Source organism: Elstera cyanobacteriorum, assembly GCF_002251735.1.
GTDB classification, from domain to species: domain Bacteria; phylum Pseudomonadota; class Alphaproteobacteria; order Elsterales; family Elsteraceae; genus Elstera; species Elstera cyanobacteriorum.
On record NZ_NOXS01000030.1, the window covers coordinates 56,496 to 76,199 of the forward strand.

Consider the following 19,704-nt stretch of genomic DNA (forward strand, 5'->3'; position numbering starts at 1 on the left):
TTAACGACATTCAAGGCATTCTGCGCTAAGAGAGTCGCATGGCAGGAAACCGGGACAGTATTCAAAAAGCGCAGGAACTTGATCGGCTGATCGAGCAGACCAAGAAGCGCGTCGATCAATTGGTTGCTGATGGGATGAAATATGCCCAGAGCGGCCAGATTTCGTCGATGGAGCGCTCGGTCACCAATATTCAGATTTTCATCAAGAATCCGAAGCTGCCGCGCGATTTGATTCACGAGGCGCAACGGTCGATCGTGAAGATGGAGAAGGAAGGCTATATCTTCTATATCGACGATCTTCTGTCAAAAGCCCGTGATGCCGCCCAGGACCAGCGGCTAAAGCAGAAAGTCGCCATTTTGAATATGGTGAAAGAATATCTGCCGAAAGCCATGAAAGCCGGGGCGAGCGAGGAGTTCCGTAACTCGGTTGAACGCCGGGTAGAGCTGATCGATCTGACCGGCAACCCAACCGCCCCGGCAGAAACCGGGTCGCGCGCCAAACCGCTTGATAAGCTGAAATCGCTGCTGCCCAACCGCGCCAAACTTTTTGGGGGCGATGATCAAGGGTAAGGCCGTCGCCCACCTGCTTGGGCTGGTGGCGCTGCTGCTGATGGCCGTGGGTATCCTGGCGCCCTCGGGGCGCGCCGCCGATCCGGCCCCCGTTGTCGTCACGCTAACCGGAACCGAACCGCCCGAGCTTGTCGATAAGCTGCTGGCGGCTGCGGCCAAGCAAGGGCGCCCGGTGGAAGTGCGCCTGCGGTCTGCCCCGGTTACCGCTGATCCTCCCCCGTCCCCCGATATTGACCGCAGCGGCTGGGCGATTCTCTCGGAGAATTTTACCGTCGGCGTCGAATATGGCTGGGACGCCCTACCGTCGATCCGCGCGCTTCCCGCCGATTTGGCCCGGGCTTGGCGGGACGTTCGCAATGGGACAACGCCCGTCCAGGCCGTGGGAACGGCCCTGTTGATTGCCGGTATCTCGGCCCTGGTGGGCTATGCGACCATGCGAAGCATCCGCCTCGTCTGGCGACAAGCGCGGCTGGAATGGTCGCCGCTCGATGGGATTGCGTCACGATTGGGGGCGGGTCTTGCGACCTTACTATCGCATCTAATCGGGCTGGCGGCCTTCCTGGCCCTCGCCTGGATCGCCAGCGCGCAGCTTTTGCCGGAACCCGATCTGGCGCGCTGGCTGGCCGAAGGGATCAGCGCACTGGCGATTGGCTTCATCGCCTATTGGGCCGTGGGCGAGTTTTTGCTGGGGCCGGGGCGCCCGCAGCGCCGCTTACTGCCAATCCCCAATGCCGAACGGCATTTTCGGCTGCTCCGGCTCTATGGTTTCTGCGGTCCCGCTATTTTGATGACCGTGGATCTCTTCGCAAAGATCGGCAGCAGCCCTTTGGCGATTGCCGGCTGGTTCAGCCTGACGGGCGGGGCGATCACCCTTTATAAGCTATGGTGGTTTTGGACGGGCCGCGCCGATATTGCCCTGTTGTGCAGTGGCGGCGCCGTGGCAGGGATCGGGCGGCGGGCGCTGGCAACGGCGGCGCCGGTTTTGCTGATGGCGTCGGCCGTGCTGATTTGGGCCGTCGGGCGGGTTGCCGCCGTCGCGCCCGATGGGGCACGCTGGGCAAATGCCGCTGGGGCAACCCAAATCATCATCATTCTGGTGCCGATCCTGGCAGCAGGGGTCGCGGCCCTGGTCCGTGAAAGCGTTACCCTGCGCCGCTGCGCCGAAACGGGGCGCCTCGATACCAACCCGATCCTGAAGGCATGGGGGCTGGTCGCTGCCACAACCTGCGGCATGATCGTCTGGGTTCTTGGGCTGTGGTTTATGGCCCGGCTGTGGCAGTTTTTCCTGCTGGAAATCTTCAGCCCGGCCCAGGTAGCGGCGCTCGAAGGCCCCATTGCCGTGATTGCCGTGCTGCTGGTCGGCTGGATGGTCTGGAGTTTTCTCGAAGCGCTCTTTCAAGCCTATATGCCGCAAACCCGCGCCGTGACCGGCCCCGATGCCGAAGATGAAAGCGCTGAACAGCAGGTGCAAAGCCGGTTCGGGACGATCCTACCGCTCGTGCGCGCAGTCGTTCTCGCAGGGATCGCCGGGATCACGGCGCTGATTGCCCTGTCGCGGCTTGGGGTCGATATCGCGCCGCTGCTGGCCGGGTTCGGGATTATCGGGCTTGCCATCTCGTTCGGTTCGCAGGCTTTGGTGCGGGATATCGTCTCTGGCATCTTCTTCATTGCCGATGATGCGTTCCGGGTCGGCGAATATATCGACACCGGCCGCCTGAAAGGCACCGTGGAGCGGATTACGCTGCGCTCGGTCCAGTTGCGCCACCAAAGCGGCTTGGTTCATACTATTCCCTTCGGGCAAATCGCCTCCGTCACCAATTCCAGCCGCGAATGGGCGACGGTGAAGTTTAACATCCGCCTCGACCGCGATACGGATATCGAAAAAGCCCGTAAGATCATCAAGCGCGTCGGGTTGACGATGCAGGAGGAGGCGGAGTTTGCCCCGCACTTGATCCTGCCGCTCAAGATGCAAGGCGTCGCGGAGATTGACGATACCGCCATTATCGTGCGGCTGAAGTTTACCTCGAAGCCCGATAAATCGAGCTGGCTGCAACGGGAAGGCTTGAAGCGCGTCTATGCCGCCCTGCGGGACGCGGGGGTTATTTTCGCCTCCAATGCCGTCACGGTCCGGGGGAGCGATGCCACCGGCGGGGCCGCGGCTTCGGTTGGCGGCACCGCGCCCATTCCGGTAACCGGCGCGCCTTAACTCTCGCGCGCCTTAGGCGCTCTGCCCGGTCTCCAGCGCCAAAGCCTCTTTCAAAAACGCCACCAGCGCCCGCACCCGCGCCGGGCCGTCGCGCCCGTCTTGGGTAAGGGCATAGAGGCGGGCGTCGCCCAAGTGCCAATCGGGCAGAACCGGCACTAGGCGGCCTGCGGCCACCGCATCGGCGGCAATCGGCTGGGGCAACGGGGCGACCCCGCCGCCCGCTTCGGCAAACCGCAGCGCGCTGGTGAAATCCGACGCCAGGATCGACGGTCGAACAGGAATAACGTGGGGGCCCTCCGCGCCGATCAGCGTCAACCGGGCGGCAGCGCGCAGTGGCCCGGCGAGAATCAGCGCCTGCGCGGTCACATCCTCCGGCGATAGGGGCTTTCCCCGGGTGTCGAGATAGGCGGGCGCCGCATAGAGTCGCAGCCGCACCGTACCGAGCAGCAAACCGGGATAGGACAGGTCGGCCAGCGGGCCGAGGCTGACGCGCAGGGCAAGGTCGAGCCGATGGGCGGTCAGGTCGAGCGGCGCGTCCTGGCCGGTCAAATCCAGCCGCACTTGCGGATAGCGTTGCTGAAAACGCACCAGCAGCGGCGGCAAAACCTGGGTGGCGAAATCGACCGGCGCCGTCAGGCGGATCAGCCCGTGGAGGCCCTGCCGGGTCTGGCGGGCGGTTTCGGCGGCATCGTCCAGCAGCGCCAGCGCGTCGCGGGTGCTTTGGTAGAAGCGGCCCCCTTCCTCGGTCGGTGTCACCGCGCGCGGGGTGCGGGCCAGCAGCCGGGCGCCGAGATGGGTTTCCAGCCGCTGCACCCGGCGGCTGATCCCGCCCTTGGTTTCCCCCAGCAGGCGGGCCGCCGCTGTCAGCGTACCAAGCTCGACCACCGCGCAGAAAGCGCGCAGATCATCAAGCCCGCCGGTCAGCGGTTGTCCGGGCGGAAAGGTTTCCGGTTCGTCAACCATGTGTCGCAGAATAGCGCCCTGCCGCCGGGCGGGCCAGCCTGCCATCTATTGTTCATCACGTTGACCACGAAAGCTGCCGCCATGACCCTGCCGACCATTTTCATCGCCCACGGCTCCCCGATGCTGCTAACCGACGAAGCGCGGGTGCAGGGGTTGGCCGATTGGGCTAAAGCTTTGCCGCGCCCGAAGGCCATTCTGATGATTTCTGCCCATTGGGAGGAAAAGGATCTGGTGATCGGCGCAACGACGCCGCAGCCACTGATTTATGATTTCTACGGTTTCCCGGAACCGCTCTACCGCCTGCAATACCCCTGCCCGCCCGCGCCAGCCTTGGCCGACCGGGTGGAAACACTGCTGGCCGGTGTTACCCCCGTGCGGCGCAATCCGGCGCGCGGTTATGATCACGGCACCTATGTGCCGCTGCTGTGCTGCTACCCGGAAGCGGACATTCCGGTGCTGCAAATCGCCATGCCGGACGTTTCGGCGGCGAAGATGATCGAGATCGGCCAAGCCCTCGCGCCCTTGCGGGAAGAAGGGGTGCTGATCATCGGGTCGGGCTATATCACCCATAATATGCGCATGGGTTTCCACAACGGCGGGCCGCGCGAGTGGGCCGCCAGCTTTGACGCCTGGGTTGCCGACGTTGCGGTGAAAAAAGATGCGGCGGCGATGGCCGACTATCGCGCAACCGCGCCGGGCGCCCGCGAATCGGCAGACGGCCACTTTCTGCCGCTGCTGTTCAACTTTGGCGCGTCCCTGCCCTATGACGAGCCGGTAACGTTTCCGGTCGAAGGGTTTGAGTACGGCTCGTTCAGCCGCCGCTCGGTACAGTTCGGTTAGGAGAAACGGGAAGACTTGGCCAAATAGAAGGCCAAAAAAAACCCCGTCCACCGAGCAGCAGAGGCACAAGCGCTCGGTGGGCGGGGCCGGGAGAAGAGCGGAGGCGTTGCTCTTCTCTCGATCACTTATCCCAGTAAAACCTGAGACAGGTTAATATTTCGTCTCTATTCCTAACGGAATCAAGCCCGAAATCTAAATTTTGGGTCAAATTTGTTAACGACCCACCACCGGTTGGAAGCGCGGCATCGGGACCGATGGGGTCTCGCGGATCGGCGCTTCTTTTTCGGCCAACAGACGCATGATCGCTTCACGCGCGTAATGGCTCTTGGTACGGCCCGTGGCGCGCGCAAGATTGGCGAGGCGGCGTTCCAGTTCGGCTTCGACGCGCACAGTCAGCATGACCTGACTGTCAACGGCCTTGACACGCACCGGGGGCGGCGGGAAATGGGGACGGGGGGTCATGCGCTTTGTCCTTCTCGGAGGGTGCTGCGAAGGGCGTCGAGCGGGACGGATTGTCCTTGCCGTTCGACGTGCCAGAACGTCCAGCCGTTGCAACTGGGCACAGATTGCAAGGCGGCTGCGACCTGGTGGATGGACCCACGGGCACTGTCGGCAGCGAGGCTGCCATCGGCGCGAACGCGGGCGGAATAACGGCGGCGCACGTCGAACACCAGTTCACCCGGGCGGATCAGCCCACGTTCGACGAGATTGCCAAAGGGAATCCGCGGTACTTCACGCGGTGATTGCGTGGCGGTGATCGCATCGGCGGGCGCCGGTTCGACGCTATCAATGCGCGCGTGGGCGGCTTCGGCATACGCGGGGTCGCGCTCGCAGCCGATAAAATGGCGACCCAGATATTTCGCGACGGCGCCAGTCGTCCCGGTGCCGAAGAAGGGATCAAGCACTACATCGCCCGGCTTGGTCGATGCCATGAGCACGCGATACAGCAGGCTTTCCGGCTTTTGCGTCGGGTGCAGCTTGCGCCCATCGACCTTCAAGCGTTCGCGCCCGGTGCAGAGCGGCAGAACCCAGTCCGACCGCATTTGCAGATCGTCGTTCGCCATCTTCAGGGCAGCGTAGTTGAAGGTGTATTTCGACTTCGGGGTTTTTGACGCCCAGATCAGGGTTTCATGGGCATTGGTAAACCGGCGGCCCCGGAAGTTGGGCATTGGATTGGATTTGCGCCAAATCACGTCATTTAGGATCCAAAAGCCCATATCCTGCAACATCGCCCCGAGACGGAAGATATTGTGGTAGGAGCCGATGACCCAAATGCTGCCATCGTCCTTCAGCACGCGGCGCGCTTCGGTCAGCCACGCCCGGGTAAAGCGGTCGTGCGCTTCGAAATCCCCGAGCTTGTCCCACTCGGCATCGACACCATCGACCCGGCTATTGTCGGGGCGGTGCAACTCACCGTTGAGTTGAAGGTTGTAGGGCGGATCAGCAAAGACCAGATCAACCGAGTTATTGGGGAGACGCGCCATTTCAGCGATGCAATCGCCTAGCAGGATCGCGTCCAGCGGGAGAGCAGAGGTGTTTTCGGGGCGCTTCGTCATACCCCGAAGATGCCTTTGTCAGACAGGGCCGTCAATCTAAAAAATGAGTGTTTTTAGTGCTTTATCAGATTTTGTGAATGTAATGTCTTAAGAAAACTCAATATCTTGTGTGTGTCTGATGCCCCAATCCCCAACCTATTGCGGTTTTGCCGTAATTCGAAGCATAGCGATTTTTCTGTCTCTTGCCACTCATTTCTGAGGTTATGAAATAGCTTCTTTTAATAACTCATTGATTTATAACGTATTAAACAAATCACGAACGCCACCGAAGCTGCGGCGATGGTGCCGCGTCGGCCCGACCGCCAGCAGCGCGGCCCGATGGGCGGGCACAGGATAGCCCGCGTTTTTCTCCCAGCCATAGGCGGGATAGCGGGTTGCAAGCCGGGCCATCAGCCGGTCGCGGGTCACTTTTGCCAAAATCGAGGCCGCAGCGATGGAGAGGCTGCGGTCGTCGCCGCCGACCAAGCAGCGGTGTGGCAGGGTCAGGCCTTTTGGCGGGCGGTTACCGTCGATCAACACCGCGACCGGGCGCAAGGGCAGCCGGTCGAGCGCCCGGCGCATGGCGAGATGGGTCGCGCCCAGGATATTATAGGCCTCGATCTCGGCGACCGAGGCGGCGGCGATCACGGCCCACACGCCTGCGCCCTGCGCCGCCAGCAACCCGGCGGCCAAACTCTCGCGCTTAGCGGCGGTCAGCTTCTTGGAGTCGCGCAAGCCGCCCACCAACTCATCCGGCAGGCGGTGCGGGTCGAGGATGGCGGCGGCGGCCAGGACCGGCCCGGCCAGGGGACCGCGCCCCACTTCATCGACCCCAGCGACCGGCCCGGCCCATTCCGACTCGTGCGAGAAATCGGGACCATTTTTTTCGCGGCTCACCCTTGCGCCCCTCTTCAAAAAAACCGAAAGCGCCGCCACCTTAAAACCATAGGGCGTTGATGCACAGCATGGCGCGAGCGTGGCCGCCGGGCAAACTGGGGCCGCAAGACAGGAGTGAGACATGGACTTTTCGAACTATACGGAACGGGCGCGCGGGTTCATTCAGGCGGCGCAGGCTGTTGCTTTGCGCGCAGGCCATCAGCGGTTCCTGCCAGACCATATTCTGAAGGCCCTGCTGGAAGACCCGGAAGGCATGGCCGCCAATCTGATCCGCACGGCGGGCGGCGACCCGAAGCAGGTAGAAGCGGCGATTGATGCGGACCTTGGCAAGCTGCCAAAAGTCGAAGGCACGGGCGCGGGCAACCTCTATCTCGCGCCGGAAACCGCGCGGCTGTTCGATGCGGCGGTGAAACTGTCGCAGAAATCGGGCGATAGTTTCGTCACTGTGGAACGGCTGCTGCTAGCGCTCGCGCTGGAGAAAGAGGGCAATCCCGGCAAGGCCCTGGCCTTGGGCGGGGTAACGCCACAAACGCTGAACCAAACCATCGAAACCATTCGAAAGGGCCGCAAGGCCGATAGCGCTACGGCGGAAGGCCAGTATGACGCGCTGAAAAAATACGCCCGCGACCTAACGGAAGCGGCGGCGAACGGTAAGCTCGATCCGGTGATTGGCCGCGACGAAGAAATCCGCCGCGCCATTCAAGTGCTGTCCCGCCGCACCAAAAACAATCCGGTGCTGATCGGCGAGCCGGGGGTGGGGAAAACCGCCATCGTCGAAGGGCTGGCCCTACGCATCGTCAAAGGCGACGTGCCGGAAAGCCTGAAAGGCAAGAAACTATTGTCGCTCGACCTTGGCGCGCTGATCGCCGGGGCGAAGTTTCGCGGCGAGTTCGAGGAACGGCTGAAGGCGGTTTTGCAGGAAGTTTCCCACGCCGAAGGCCAGATCGTGCTGTTCATCGACGAACTGCACACGCTGGTCGGTGCGGGTAAGGCCGATGGCGCGATGGATGCGTCAAACATGCTGAAACCCGCCCTGGCGCGCGGCGAGCTGCATTGCGTCGGCGCGACGACGCTGGACGAATACCGCAAGTATATCGAGAAGGATGCGGCGCTGGCACGGCGCTTCCAGCCGGTCTTCGTGTCGGAACCGACGGTGGCCGACACCATCTCCATCCTGCGCGGGCTGAAGGAGAAATACGAGGTTCACCACGGCGTGCGCATCACCGATAGCGCCATCGTCGCGGCAGCTACCCTGTCCAACCGTTATATCACCGACCGCTTTCTGCCCGATAAAGCCATCGATTTGGTCGATGAGGCGGCGGCACGCCTGCGCATGGCCGTCGATTCGAAGCCAGAAGCCCTTGATGAACTCGACCGCCGCATCATCCAGCTTAAGATCGAGCGGGAAGCGCTGCTGAAGGAAACCGATGTCGCCAGCCGCGACCGGCTGGTTGCGCTGGAAAAGGAACTCGCGGGTCTCGAAACCGAAGCCGGAAGCCTGACCGCCGCGTGGGAGGCGGAAAAGGCGACGCTGAACAGCGCCCAGAAGCTGAAAGAACAGCTCGATCACGCGAAAGCGCAGCTTGAGATCGTTCAACGCAGCGGCGATTGGGCGAAGGCCGGGGAACTGACCTATGGCGTGATTCCGAACCTGGAAAAAGCGCTGGCCGATGCCGAGGCTGCCGCCGGATCGCGGTTGGTAAAGGAAGCCGTGTCGGACCAGGATATCGCCGCCGTCGTCGGTCGCTGGACCGGCATTCCGGTCGAAAAAATGCTGACCGGCGAACGGGAAAAGCTGCTGCACCTGGAAGAAGCCCTGCACGAACGGGTGATCGGTCAGGATGAAGCCATCCATGCCGTCGCCAATGCCGTGCGCCGGGCGCGCGCCGGGTTGCAGGACCAGAACCGGCCCATCGGCTCCTTCCTCTTCCTCGGGCCGACCGGGGTGGGTAAGACCGAGCTAACCAAGGCCCTGGCGGGCTTCCTATTCGACGACGATAAGGCGCTGCTGCGCATCGATATGTCGGAATATATGGAAAAGCACGCGGTCGCGCGGTTGATCGGCGCGCCTCCCGGCTATGTCGGCTATGACGAGGGCGGGGCGTTGACCGAAGCCGTGCGGCGGCGGCCCTATCAGGTGATCCTGTTCGACGAGGTGGAAAAGGCCCACCCAGATGTCTTCAACGTCTTGCTGCAAGTGCTGGACGACGGGCGACTGACGGACGGCCAGGGCCGCACGGTTGATTTCCGCAATACGCTGATCGTGCTGACCTCCAACCTCGGCTCCGACCTGCTGGCGCAAACGGCGGAAGCCGAAACCGAGATCCCGCCGCGCATCCGCGACGGGGTGATGGAGGTGGTGCGCGCCGCCTTCCGGCCGGAATTCTTGAACCGGCTCGATGAAGTGCTGATGTTCCACCGCCTCAACCGCAGCAATATGGACGGGATCGTCACCATCCAGTTGCAGGGCCTGCAAAAGCTGCTGGCGGAGCGCAAGATCACCCTCGATCTGTCGCCGGAAGCCCGCGAATGGCTGGCCGATGCGGGCTATGATCCGGTCTATGGCGCCCGCCCGCTGAAGCGCGTCATCCAGCGCCAGTTACAGAACCGCCTGGCGGAACTGCTGCTGGCCGGGTCGATCCAGGATGGTCAGACCGTGCGCGTTACGGCGGGGACGGACGGGCTATTCCTTGCCCCCGCCGTTAGGCAGGCCGACGCAGCCTAACCCCCCTAACCCTTTGAACGGAAAGAGCGCCAATCAACGGCGCTCTTTCCTTTTGGCTGTGCCGGAAGACGGGCAATACCTCAGGCTAGTTCAGCTTAGCGCGGAAAGCGGCATAGCGACCATCGGCCTTTGCTGCGGCGAAGGCGGCTTGTAGTTTTTGAACGGTTTCCGCCGGTAAAGACTTCGATCCCACCATCCAACCGGATGACGGGATCAGCTGTTTTCCAATAGTGATACTGGTCGGCGGAAGTCCCGCATCCTTCACCATATAGCGCGCGACGGTATTCGTGGTGAACCACGCATCAAAGCGGCCCGCCAGCAGCTTTTTAAGATTCTGGCCTTCGGCTGCGGTTTCGTCGATGGCCGTCACGCCGTTGCTCACCAGCATATTTTTAACCGCCGGGCTGATGATCGCCCCGACCATTTTTAGCCCGCGCGCCGTTTCAAAATCATCGACGCGCGGACGGTCGGGCAAAGTCATGAAGGCAAAACCATCATCCTCGACCAAGCCGCCGATCCAAGTGTACTTATCTTCCCGCGCAGGGGTACGGACGAGGTAAATTGCGACCGTATTGCCGCGATCCAGCGATTCGAGAAGACGTTGGATCGGCTGGCCTTCGCTAACAAACGGAATGCCTGCAGACTTAAATAGATCCGCAGCAAAATCATACCCTGCGCCGCTTAAAGAACGCCCATCATTGACACTGGAAAAAGGCAGGGCATCGAATCCTACCAGTTTGATGGGTTCTTGCGCAGACCCGGTCGTTGCAACCAGAGCCCCTAAAACGCCTAACAAAATTGATCGCATTTAACCCTCTCCGAAGTGTTTAACTAGCATTATGTCGGAGAGGGTTTAATTTATACTTAAGGTTAAATACAACTATAAAGAGCAAAAAACTTCTGTCCGGCTGACTGACTCAGTCCCGCACCGACAGCAGCAGCTTCACCCCGAGAAAGCCGAGGGCCGCGCCCACCGCCCGGTCGATCCCGGTCTTGCCGCGCAGATAGATCGCGCGCGGCGTGGGGGAGGAGAGCAGGAGGGCGACCACCGCGTACCAGCCGATCTCAACCGCCAGCACCAGAGCCAACACCTCAAGCCCAGTGCCGAGTTCGGCGCCCTGCGGCAGGAAGGCGGCGAAGATGCCGGTATAGGCAATGGCCGTTTTGGGGTTCGAGAGTTGCGTGCCGAGGGCGATCAGAAACGCCCGCTGGCCGGACTTTGCGGGCGTCGGCCCCTCGGTCATCGCCAGCGGCTGCTTCGCCCCCCGCCAGATCAGCACGGCGAGGTAGACCAGATAGGCGCCGCCGAGCAGCTTAATGCCGACATAGAGTGCAGGAACGGCGGTCAACAGGCTTTGCAGGCCAATGAGGGCGGCCAGCGCGAAAATCCCGGCGCCGATACCCATCCCGAGCGCGGCGGCCAGGCCCTGGCCGCGTGATTGAGCGACGGCCAAGCGCGCCACCAATAAAAAACTCGGGCCGGGGCTCATCGCCCCCAAGAGCAAGACGGTCGCAAGGCCGATAAAGGCGAGATCGGAGGTCATGGAGGCTTCCTTCCTAGTGATCCCCCTGAGCCATCCCTAAAAATGCGCTGGTCGCAAGCCCTAAACCGTTAACTGACCGGGGCCGCCGTCTTCGGCAACAGTAGAAAATAGCGGCCCTTGGCCTTCATACGGCCCGCCCGGTCGGCGGCGGTATCGCCATAGCCCCAGAACAGATCGCCACGCACGGGGCCCCGGATGGCACCGCCGGTATCCTGCGCCACGACCAAGCGGCGCAGTGGGCCGGTTTTCGTGCCATCGGCCGGCACATCCTCAAGATCGAGCCAGACCGGCGCGCCGAGCGGCATGAAGCTGGGATCGACCGCCAGCGACCGGCCCGGCGTCAGCGCTGCCCCTTGGGCGCCTAAGGGACCGTCGCCTGACAGCTCGCGGAAAAACACATAGGAGGGGTTGGCGTTCATCACCTCCGCCGCATCTTTCGGATGGGCGGCGAGCCAAGCGCGGATCGTCTGCATCGACACTTCGTCGCGCGGGATCGCGCCCTTATCGGCCAGCACGCGCCCGATGGGCACGTAGGCATGACCATTCTGGGCGGCAAACCCGATGCGCATAACCTGCCCATCGGGTAAAATCACCCGGCCGGAGCCTTGGATTTGCAGAAAAAAGGCATCGACCGGATCATCGACCCAAACAAGTTCTAAACCGCGCCCTTTCAAGGCGCCGCCTTCGATGCCCTTGCGGTCGGCATAGGGGCGCAACCGGCCTTCCACCACGCGCCCGGCGATGCGTTGGCCGCGCCAATCGGCCCGCCAATCGGCCAGTTCAACCGTAATCAAATCTTCCGGGCGACGGTAAAGCGGGGTCTGAAAGGTGCCGCCGGGGCGGCGGGCACCGCGTAACTCAGCCTCGTAATAGCCGGTGAACAATCCCTGGCGCCCCTCGCGCCCGCTGACTTCCATCGGGCGGAAATGCGTCTCCAGCGCTTGCTTAACCGCCGGGGCCGTCGTCGCTTGTGCCAGCGCCGCACAGGCCGCGCGCCAGTCAGCCACTTTCCCCGCCGTCCCATTCGGGCCGACTGGACGGCTATCGTCCTGCACGGTCAGCTTATCGCAACTGCGGGTGAGGGCCGGTTTGGCCGCCAGCAGATCATCCGAACCCCATCCGGGCAGATCGGTAAAAGCAACCGGCTTCAGGCTAACCTGATCGGGAACCGGCGACACCGCCGTTCCCGTCGCCGGGCCAGGGCCGGGCTGTTCGGCGCAGGCGGATAACAGCAGCAGCGCCCCAGCGGCGAGGGGCGCGAGGCGGAAGACGGGAACACGGGCGAGAGAGGGAGACATTCGACCATCGACACGCGGGGCTTCACCCTCCGGCATGGACCGCCCCGCCTGCGGCCCCCGGAACCTTACAGAAAATCAGGCCGCGCCCGCACGGGTCTTGCAGAGCTGCCAGTTGGGATCCTTCGTCCGCACGTCGCGGGTAAAGGTCCAGAGGTCGATCACTTCCTCGCCGCCCGTCTGCTCGGATACAAAGCGCACGGTAACCAGCGCCAGCGGCCCATCCATGCGCACATCGGCAAGATCGGCGGCAATCACGCGCACCAGGGGCACCGGCTCCGGCCCACCGCGCTGCTGGATCGCCGCGTTGAAATCACGGAACACATCATCCGACAACAGCGGGCGCAGGGCGGCGGAGTCGCCCTCGGCAAAGGCTTTGACAATCATCTCGAACGCCATGCGGGCGCCGGAGAGGAACTGCGGCTCGTCGAAGCTGCCATCGAACTGCTTGAGTTCCGCCACGCCTTCGAGCAGCGAGCGCGGTTCATCGACCGGGCGCGGCGTCGGGCGCTGGCTGGGACCAGGGAAGGGCAGAATCTTGCCCGGCGCGGCGGCGCCCTCCGGCATCGCGGTTTCGGGCGTGCGTTCCATCGGGTTCGGGCGCTGACGCTCCTCCCCCGTCCGCTGCCCGAGGACGGACAGCAGGCGATAGAGCAGAAACGCGGCGATCACCGCAAATAGAACGATTGATTCCAGCACGGAAACCCTCGATGCCGCTAGACAGATACAATTCCTGTCTTTCTACATAGGCAAGCGCCGGTGAAAGGGCAAGCGCCCACCAGCAGGCTTCCGAGGGTTTTCGGAGATAAAATCAGCGCTATGACTAGCCGTGGCTGCCTGCGGCGCCTATTCTAGCGCGAGGATAATCAGACAGGAGCCGGTTTCATCATGTTGATGGTCCGTCATGGGCAGTCGGAATTTAACGCGCATTTCAACCGGACGCGCCGCGACCCCGGTATCCGCGACCCCGACCTGACCGACGAAGGCCGCGCCCAGGCCCGGACCGCCGCCGACGTTATCCGCGCCCAAGACCGCGTTCGGGAAATCTGGTGCAGCCCCTACCGGCGGGCTATTCAAACGGCAGAGATTATCGCCGGGCATCTTGGCGCCACGATCCATACGGTGACGCCGCTGGTGGGCGAACGCGCCGCCTATTTTTGCGATTACGGCAGCCACCCCGATGTTCTGTCGGAAAGTTTCCCGCATCTCGATTTCGGCCATCTCGCCCCGCAATGGTGGCCGGATCACGAGGAGCCGATTGCCGCGCTACAGCGCCGGGCCGCGCGGTTTGTGACCGAAACCGCAACCCACGCCAATCGCGATGGCTTGTTGATCGTCAGCCATTGGGGCTTTATCCAAGCGGTGACGGGGCTTCCCGTCGGCAATTGTTCGGTCGTGCATGTTCCGCCCAAGGTGACCGCCGCCACGGTTGTACACGCAACCTGAGCCGTGCTAGGGGGGACGTGACGCCCGCGCGCTGCGGCGCGGTCCAATCAGGATATGAAAATGAGCGAAGAGAATTTCACGAATGGTCAGGGCGGCGAGCAGTCGGATGCCGCGCCGATCACCATCAATGTTCAATATGTGAAGGATCTCTCCTTCGAAAACCCGGGCGCCCCCGCCAGCTTGGTGCAGCAGAGCGCACCGGATGTGGAACTGCGCGTCGATGTCGGCGCCCGCCAGCTTGGCCCGCAGCTTTATGAAGTCATTCTCAGCATCAACGCCACCGCCAAGCACGGCGAAGAAACCGCCTTCCTGGTGGAATGCGTCTACGGCGGCGTCGTGACCCTGAATGTGCCGGACGAACATATTCAGCCGGTGCTGCTGATCGAAGTGCCGCGCCTGCTGTTCCCCTTCGCCCGGGGCATCGTCGCCAATGCCGTGCGCGACGGCGGCTTCCCGCCGCTGATGGTACAGCCGATCGACTTCCTCGACCTCTTCCGCCGCCGCGTCGCGGCTGCCCAGGAAGAAGAAGCGGCAGGGACGGCGTAACGTAAAAACCCCGGAAGCGAAGGCTTCCGGGGTTTTTCTTTTGGGTTGGGGGCGATCAGCCCCGGTTCATGCGGTTTTCAACCAGATCGGTCACCACGCCCGGATCGGCGAGGGTGGAGGTGTCGCCCAGCGCGTCATGCTCGTTCGCGGCGATCTTGCGCAGGATGCGGCGCATGATCTTACCGGAACGGGTTTTCGGCAGGCCCGGCGACCATTGGATAAGGTCCGGCGAGGCGATGGGGCCGATTTCCTTGCGGACCCAGGCGACCAATTCCTTGCGGAGTTCCTCGGTCGGCTCTTCCCCGGCGTTCAACGTGACATAGGCGTAAATGCCCTGGCCCTTCAGATCGTGCGGATAGCCGACGACCGCCGCTTCCGCGACCTTGGGATGGGCGACCAGCGCACTTTCCACTTCCGCCGTGCCCATGCGATGACCGGAGACATTGATCACGTCATCGACGCGGCCGGTGATCCAATAATAGCCATCCTCGTCGCGGCGGGCGCCGTCGCCAGTGAAATATTTCCCCGGGAAGGTGGAGAAATAGGTTTCCACAAAGCGCTTATGATCGCCGAATACGGTCCGCGCTTGGCCCGGCCAGCTTTCGGTGATGCAGAGGTTCCCCTCCGTGGCGCCGGTCAGAATCTCGCCTTCGTTGTCGACCAGCGCCGGAACGACGCCGAAGAACGGCAGGGTGGCCGACCCTGGTTTGGTCGCGGTTGCGCCGGGGAGTGGGGAGATCAGAATCCCACCGGTTTCGGTCTGCCACCACGTATCGACGATCGGGCAGCGTTCATCGCCGACGACGCGGTTATACCACAGCCAGGCTTCCGGGTTGATCGGCTCGCCGACCGAGCCCAGAATGCGCAGCGAGGCGCGGCTGGTCTTTTTCACCGGCTCTTCGCCCTCGCGCATCAGCGCGCGGATGGCGGTCGGGGCGGTGTAGAAGATATTCACCTGATACTTATCGATGACCTGCCAGAAGCGCGAGACGTCCGGGTAGTTCGGCACCCCCTCGAACATCAGCGTCGTCGCGCCATTCGCCAGCGGGCCATAGACGATATAGGAATGGCCGGTGACCCAGCCGACATCGGCGGTGCACCAGTAAATTTCGCCATCGCGGTAATCGAAGACGTATTTATGCGTCAGCGCCGCATAAACGAGATAGCCCCCGCTGGTGTGCAGCACGCCCTTGGGTTTGCCGGTGGAGCCAGAGGTATAGAGGATGAACAGCGGGTCTTCCGCGGTCACTTCTTCCGGCGGGCAATCGGCGGAAACCTTAGCGGTTTCCTCGTGATACCAGAGGTCGCGCCCGTCCTGCATCGGCACGGCGCCGCCCGTGCGCTTGACCACCAGCACGGTTTTGACGCCGGGGCAGGTCTTCAGCGCTTCATCGGCATTCTTTTTCAGCGGGACTTTCTTGCCGCCGCGCAGACCTTCGTCCGCCGTGATGATCAGGCTGCTATCGCAATCCTGCACGCGGTTGGCCAGCGAATCGGGCGAAAAACCACCGAAAACCACCGAGTGGATCGCGCCGATGCGGGCGCAGGCCAGCATGGCATAGGCCGCTTCCGGGATCATCGGCAGGTAGATCGTTACCCGGTCGCCCTTCTTCACGCCCTGGGCTTTCAGCACATTGGCGAGGCGGGAGACGGCTTCATGCGCCTCGCGGTAGGTGATCTTCTTGCTCTCGTCGGGCGAATCGCCTTCCCAGATGATCGCCACCTGATCGCCGCGCGTCGCGAGATGCCGGTCGAGGCAATTGGCGGAGACGTTCAGGGTGCCATCGGCAAACCAGCGGATGCGGGCATCGGCGGCGAAATCGACGTCGCAAACCTGGGTAAAGGGCTTCATCCAGGTCACGGTCTGACCATACTCGCGCCAGAACCCATCCGGGTCTTTCACGGAGCGTTCATAAAGGCTTTGGTATTGCGCGGCGGTCACATGGGCGCCGGCGGCAATCGCCTCGGGAACGGGGAACAGCGTCTGGCTCATCGTCGATTTCCTCTCCATCACCGTTGGGCCGGACGTATAGCGTCAACCGGCCTTTCCCGCCTCTTGTCCGGGCGAGTGGCGCTACTCTAGCGCAATCGTGGGGGGGAGGGAGGCCGCGCGAAATGCCGCGCCTCGGAGAATCCCCGGCCCTGAGAGGATGTTCTTTATTTGTTCTTAGTTTTGCGCTAGGCTCCTCGCGTCCATCAGGGAGGAAGAGAATGGGCCTTTATGTTACGCTTGGCGCGCTCGACTGCGCCGTCTCCAATGAATTTTACGCAACGGTTCTGGCAACCATCGGCTGGGCGCCGCACGCCGATTATCCGGGCTGGCGCGGTTTTTCGGAGGGCGGAACCGGCGCCGAACCCACCGTCTGGGTCGCAAAACCCTTCAACGGCGCCCCGGCAACGGCTGGTAACGGCACGATGGTCGGCTTTACGGTGAAAACCCGCGCGGCGGTCGATGCCTTCTACGCTGCCGCCCTGGCCGCCGGGGGAACGGACGAAGGCGCCCCCGGTCTGCGCCCGCACTATGGGCCGAATTGGTACGCCGCTTATGTTCGGGATCCGGTCGGCAATAAGCTGGCTGCCGTCTGCGATGCCGAAGGCGGTTGATGCGCCTTTGATGCCTCGGGTAAGGTGCGGCGCCGCTTCGAAAGGGAATGCGATGCCGCAGCCGCCCGAACCGCCGGAACCGACCGGCCTACCCTTTGACCGCGCCGCCTATTTGCAGCATCCGGCCGCGCAGGCGGGGGATGCCTATGTGCTGGAAGCCCAGGTCGGCCATCTTCTGCGCCGCGCCCATCAACGCCATGTCGCGCTGTTTACCCAGATTTTTGGCGTCGATGGGCTGACCCCGATGCAATATGCCGCCCTGGTCAAAATCGGTGATCAGGGCGAGGTCAGTCAAAACCTGCTCGGGCGACTGGTGGCGATGGACCCAGCCACCAGCCAGGGCGTGGTAAAGCGTTTGATTGACCAGGGCCTCGTGCTGCGCCGCGACGATCCGCACGACCGCCGTCGCGCGCTATTGGCCCTGACGGCTGCCGGACGGCACGCGGTCGCCGAACACATCCCCCTCGGGCGGGTCGCGACCGACGAAACCCTCGCCCCCCTCACGCCTGACGAACGGGCTGCGTTTTTACGCCTGCTGGCCAAGCTGACGTAATTTTTTGCCCCTCAGACGGCGGGCCTTGACCCCTAACGTAAGACACGGAATGCGTCGCATTTGATCCATTCCTAACAGCTTCTTAAGACTCGTCGCCTAGGGTTAAAACCCGGTCGGGCGGATTCGCTGGTCGACCGAAGGAGTGGGATGTGCTCACCTTTCTTGGAACCCAAGGCGACCGCGTGCTGTTGCTGATCCTCTTCATCATGCTGTGGCTTTCTGTCACCAGCAGTCTGGAGTTTGCCGGGCTGGCGCAGCGCACCTCCGGTTGGACGCGGGTGCGCGCCATCCTGTGGGCCGCTCTGCTGCTCGCGGGTAGCATTATGGCGGCGCAGACCCTGACCGCGCTCCCAACATTAATCGGCGGCAATCTGCCGCTCAGCAACCGGCTGACCTTCTTTTTGGGCGGGAGCGCCGCCATTCTGGCGGGCAGTTTCTACGCCCTGCACCTGATTACGCGGCCCGCCCCAACGGTTGCCTGCATCCTGACCGCCAGCGCCGCATTGACTGCCGGTCAATATGCCACCAGCCTGCTCGTCATCTATCAATTGATGCCGCTCCAGGCGATCCGGCTCGATTATGGCTTGGTCATTGCCAGCCTGGTGATGGCCGTCGCGACCAAGACCGGCACGTTTGCGATTTCCACCACCTCCTCTGGCCCGATGCACCGGCTGTTCGCCGCCGCGATCCTGGTGATTGGGCTCGCGGGCAGCCGGTTTCTGCTGATCATCGCCACCTCCGGCCTGCCGCTGACCGAAGTCGTGACGGAGGCGGACCGCATCCCGCTGTTCAGCCTCGGCCTGCACGCCTCCCCGGCCCTGATCATGATCGGGTTGGTCGTCATCGTGACCGTTCTGGTCGGTTTGATGGCGTTGATGATGATCGTCCGCCCCTGGCGCGCCAACCGCGATGCGCTGCGTAGCCGCCGGGCGCAAGACCTGCTTCGGCGCCTGAGCGACGCCGATCTGCAGCGCCAGACCTTGGAAGACCGGCTGACGGAAGTGACCCGCCAGCGCGATTTGGCCTTGGCGGAACGGACCCGGACGCTCAGCTCCCTCCAGTCGTCACAAGCGACGCTGAACCAGGAAATCGCCCAGCGGCGTCAGATCCTCGACGAACACCGCCAGTTGCTGGACCGGCAAGCTCAACAGCACGGCGCCTTTGTTGCCGCCGCCGTCCATGAAACCCGCCACATGGTGCAAGATATTCTGGGTGACATGACCCGCATGGTCGATCCGTTGCGCGACGCCCTGGGGGCCGATCAAAAGAAGCTCCTGGGGCGGATTAGCGAGAATAGCGATCATTTGCTGGGCTTGCTCTGCACGCTTTCGGATTATGCCCGCCTGCAAGGCCCGTCCCAAGCGCTGCCGCTGCGCGCGGTCCCCGCGCTCGAACTGCTGGGGCGCCTCCGCAATACGCTCGATCCCGTGGCCCGCGAGGCTGGGCTGCGGGCCGACTGGCCGCAGGACATCGCGCTGGCGGGGGTTGCCTTCCAAACGGATGGCGAGCGGCTCTATCAAGTCGTTGCAGAGCTGGTTCGGAACGCCCTGCGCTTCAACCGGTCCGGCGGGGCGGTCAGCATCACGGTCGAACCCGTTCTAACGCGCAACGGCGAAGCCCCGCAGGCGCTGCGGCTGGTTGTCGCCGATACGGGCATCGGCATCGCCCCCGATCATGCCGCCACGCTGTTTTCGCCCTTCGCGCGCCGCCCGGCCAATCTGCCGCTCGGGCCTGACCTTGGCGTCGGCCTCGGTCTTGCGATTGCGCAGCGCTTGGCGGAAAGCCTGGGCAGCCGGATCGTTTTTGCCAGCGAGCCGGGGATTGGGTCGCGCTTCTGGCTCGATATTCCGGCAGCCGACGTGCCGGTAAGCGTGCCGACCCTAACCCCGCAGCCGCAGTCGCGGGCGCTGGACTATCCCCTGGGTGCATCCCTGAAAGCCGCGCAATAGCCGCAGCATTTCCTTGAGCCGCAGGCGCGGCT

18 protein-coding genes are annotated in these 19,704 nt (G+C 63.2%); 9 read left to right on the forward strand and 9 right to left on the reverse strand.

Annotation, left to right across the window (positions count from 1 at the left end; translation table 11 throughout):
• Positions 1-38: 38 nt before the first annotated feature.
• Positions 39-569, forward strand: coding sequence for a hypothetical protein (locus CHR90_RS06180; protein WP_094408126.1), 531 nt, complete (start codon positions 39-41; stop codon positions 567-569).
• Complete coding sequence (locus CHR90_RS06185; RefSeq protein ID WP_094408127.1) at positions 556-2,775, forward strand: mechanosensitive ion channel family protein; 2,220 nt, start codon at positions 556-558, stop codon at positions 2,773-2,775. The genes CHR90_RS06180 and CHR90_RS06185 overlap by 14 nt, the downstream gene beginning before the upstream one ends.
• Positions 2,776-2,787: 12 nt before the next feature.
• Here the strand turns inward: CHR90_RS06185 and CHR90_RS06190 are convergent, their stop codons facing one another.
• The gene (locus tag CHR90_RS06190) at positions 2,788-3,783 is read right to left on the reverse strand and encodes a LysR family transcriptional regulator (protein ID WP_212668631.1); all 996 of its coding nucleotides are present in this window, start codon (positions 3,781-3,783) and stop codon (positions 2,788-2,790) included.
• A 36-nt stretch (positions 3,784-3,819) separates the two neighbouring features.
• Here CHR90_RS06190 and CHR90_RS06195 point away from each other — a divergent pair, with 36 nt between their 5' ends.
• On the forward strand, positions 3,820-4,578 hold the full coding sequence (locus tag CHR90_RS06195) for a DODA-type extradiol aromatic ring-opening family dioxygenase (RefSeq protein ID WP_094408343.1): 759 nt from the start codon (positions 3,820-3,822) through the stop codon (positions 4,576-4,578).
• A 213-nt stretch (positions 4,579-4,791) separates the two neighbouring features.
• Here CHR90_RS06195 and CHR90_RS06200 read toward each other — a convergent pair whose 3' ends face one another.
• The 3 genes from CHR90_RS06200 to CHR90_RS06210 all read right to left on the reverse strand — a co-directional run bounded on the left by CHR90_RS06200 (position 4,792) and on the right by CHR90_RS06210 (position 7,010).
• Complete coding sequence (locus tag CHR90_RS06200) at positions 4,792-5,040, reverse strand: ribbon-helix-helix domain-containing protein (RefSeq protein WP_229671569.1); 249 nt, start codon at positions 5,038-5,040, stop codon at positions 4,792-4,794.
• A complete protein-coding gene (locus CHR90_RS06205; protein WP_094408129.1) occupies positions 5,037-6,134 on the reverse strand; it encodes a site-specific DNA-methyltransferase in 1,098 nt (365 codons plus the stop codon). The genes CHR90_RS06200 and CHR90_RS06205 overlap by 4 nt, the downstream gene beginning before the upstream one ends.
• Before the next feature lie 234 nt (positions 6,135-6,368).
• Complete coding sequence (locus CHR90_RS06210; protein WP_229671570.1) at positions 6,369-7,010, reverse strand: ribonuclease HII; 642 nt, start codon at positions 7,008-7,010, stop codon at positions 6,369-6,371.
• Between the two features lie 121 nt (positions 7,011-7,131).
• On the opposite strand from CHR90_RS06210, the gene clpB reads away from it, so the two are divergent.
• Positions 7,132-9,735, forward strand: coding sequence for an ATP-dependent chaperone ClpB (clpB, locus tag CHR90_RS06215; RefSeq protein WP_094408131.1), 2,604 nt, complete (start codon positions 7,132-7,134; stop codon positions 9,733-9,735).
• Positions 9,736-9,820: 85 nt separating this feature from the next.
• On the opposite strand, the gene CHR90_RS06220 is transcribed toward clpB, so the two are convergent.
• From CHR90_RS06220 to CHR90_RS06235, 4 genes are all read right to left on the reverse strand, one after another.
• Positions 9,821-10,543: a substrate-binding periplasmic protein gene (locus CHR90_RS06220; protein ID WP_094408132.1), complete on the reverse strand. Its 723-nt coding sequence runs from the start codon at positions 10,541-10,543 to the stop codon at positions 9,821-9,823.
• Positions 10,544-10,652: 109 nt separating this feature from the next.
• Positions 10,653-11,279, reverse strand: a complete 627-nt coding sequence (locus CHR90_RS06225; RefSeq protein ID WP_094408133.1) for a LysE family translocator — start codon at positions 11,277-11,279, stop codon at positions 10,653-10,655.
• Positions 11,280-11,347: 68 nt separating this feature from the next.
• A complete protein-coding gene (gene mltA, locus CHR90_RS06230; RefSeq protein WP_094408344.1) occupies positions 11,348-12,577 on the reverse strand; it encodes a murein transglycosylase A in 1,230 nt (409 codons plus the stop codon).
• 75 nt (positions 12,578-12,652) lie between these two features.
• The gene (locus CHR90_RS06235; protein WP_094408134.1) at positions 12,653-13,273 is read right to left on the reverse strand and encodes a Tim44/TimA family putative adaptor protein; all 621 of its coding nucleotides are present in this window, start codon (positions 13,271-13,273) and stop codon (positions 12,653-12,655) included.
• Positions 13,274-13,462: 189 nt separating this feature from the next.
• On the opposite strand from CHR90_RS06235, the gene CHR90_RS06240 reads away from it, so the two are divergent.
• Both CHR90_RS06240 and secB read left to right on the forward strand, forming a co-directional pair.
• Positions 13,463-14,020, forward strand: a complete 558-nt coding sequence (locus tag CHR90_RS06240; protein WP_094408135.1) for a histidine phosphatase family protein — start codon at positions 13,463-13,465, stop codon at positions 14,018-14,020.
• Between the two features lie 60 nt (positions 14,021-14,080).
• Positions 14,081-14,566 (forward strand): protein-export chaperone SecB, encoded by a 486-nt coding sequence (secB, locus tag CHR90_RS06245; protein ID WP_094408136.1) that lies wholly within the window; start codon positions 14,081-14,083, stop codon positions 14,564-14,566.
• A 55-nt stretch (positions 14,567-14,621) separates the two neighbouring features.
• On the opposite strand, the gene acs is transcribed toward secB, so the two are convergent.
• Positions 14,622-16,559 (reverse strand): acetate--CoA ligase, encoded by a 1,938-nt coding sequence (acs, locus tag CHR90_RS06250; protein ID WP_094408137.1) that lies wholly within the window; start codon positions 16,557-16,559, stop codon positions 14,622-14,624.
• Positions 16,560-16,777: 218 nt separating this feature from the next.
• Between acs and CHR90_RS06255 the strand changes: the two genes are divergently transcribed.
• The 3 genes from CHR90_RS06255 (at position 16,778) to CHR90_RS06265 (ending at position 19,672) form a co-directional block, all read left to right on the forward strand.
• Positions 16,778-17,170, forward strand: a complete 393-nt coding sequence (locus tag CHR90_RS06255; RefSeq protein ID WP_094408138.1) for a VOC family protein — start codon at positions 16,778-16,780, stop codon at positions 17,168-17,170.
• Positions 17,171-17,222: 52 nt separating this feature from the next.
• Complete coding sequence (locus tag CHR90_RS06260; RefSeq protein ID WP_094408139.1) at positions 17,223-17,723, forward strand: MarR family winged helix-turn-helix transcriptional regulator; 501 nt, start codon at positions 17,223-17,225, stop codon at positions 17,721-17,723.
• A 149-nt stretch (positions 17,724-17,872) separates the two neighbouring features.
• Complete coding sequence (locus CHR90_RS06265; protein ID WP_094408140.1) at positions 17,873-19,672, forward strand: sensor histidine kinase; 1,800 nt, start codon at positions 17,873-17,875, stop codon at positions 19,670-19,672.
• The last annotated feature ends 32 nt before the right edge of the window (positions 19,673-19,704 follow it).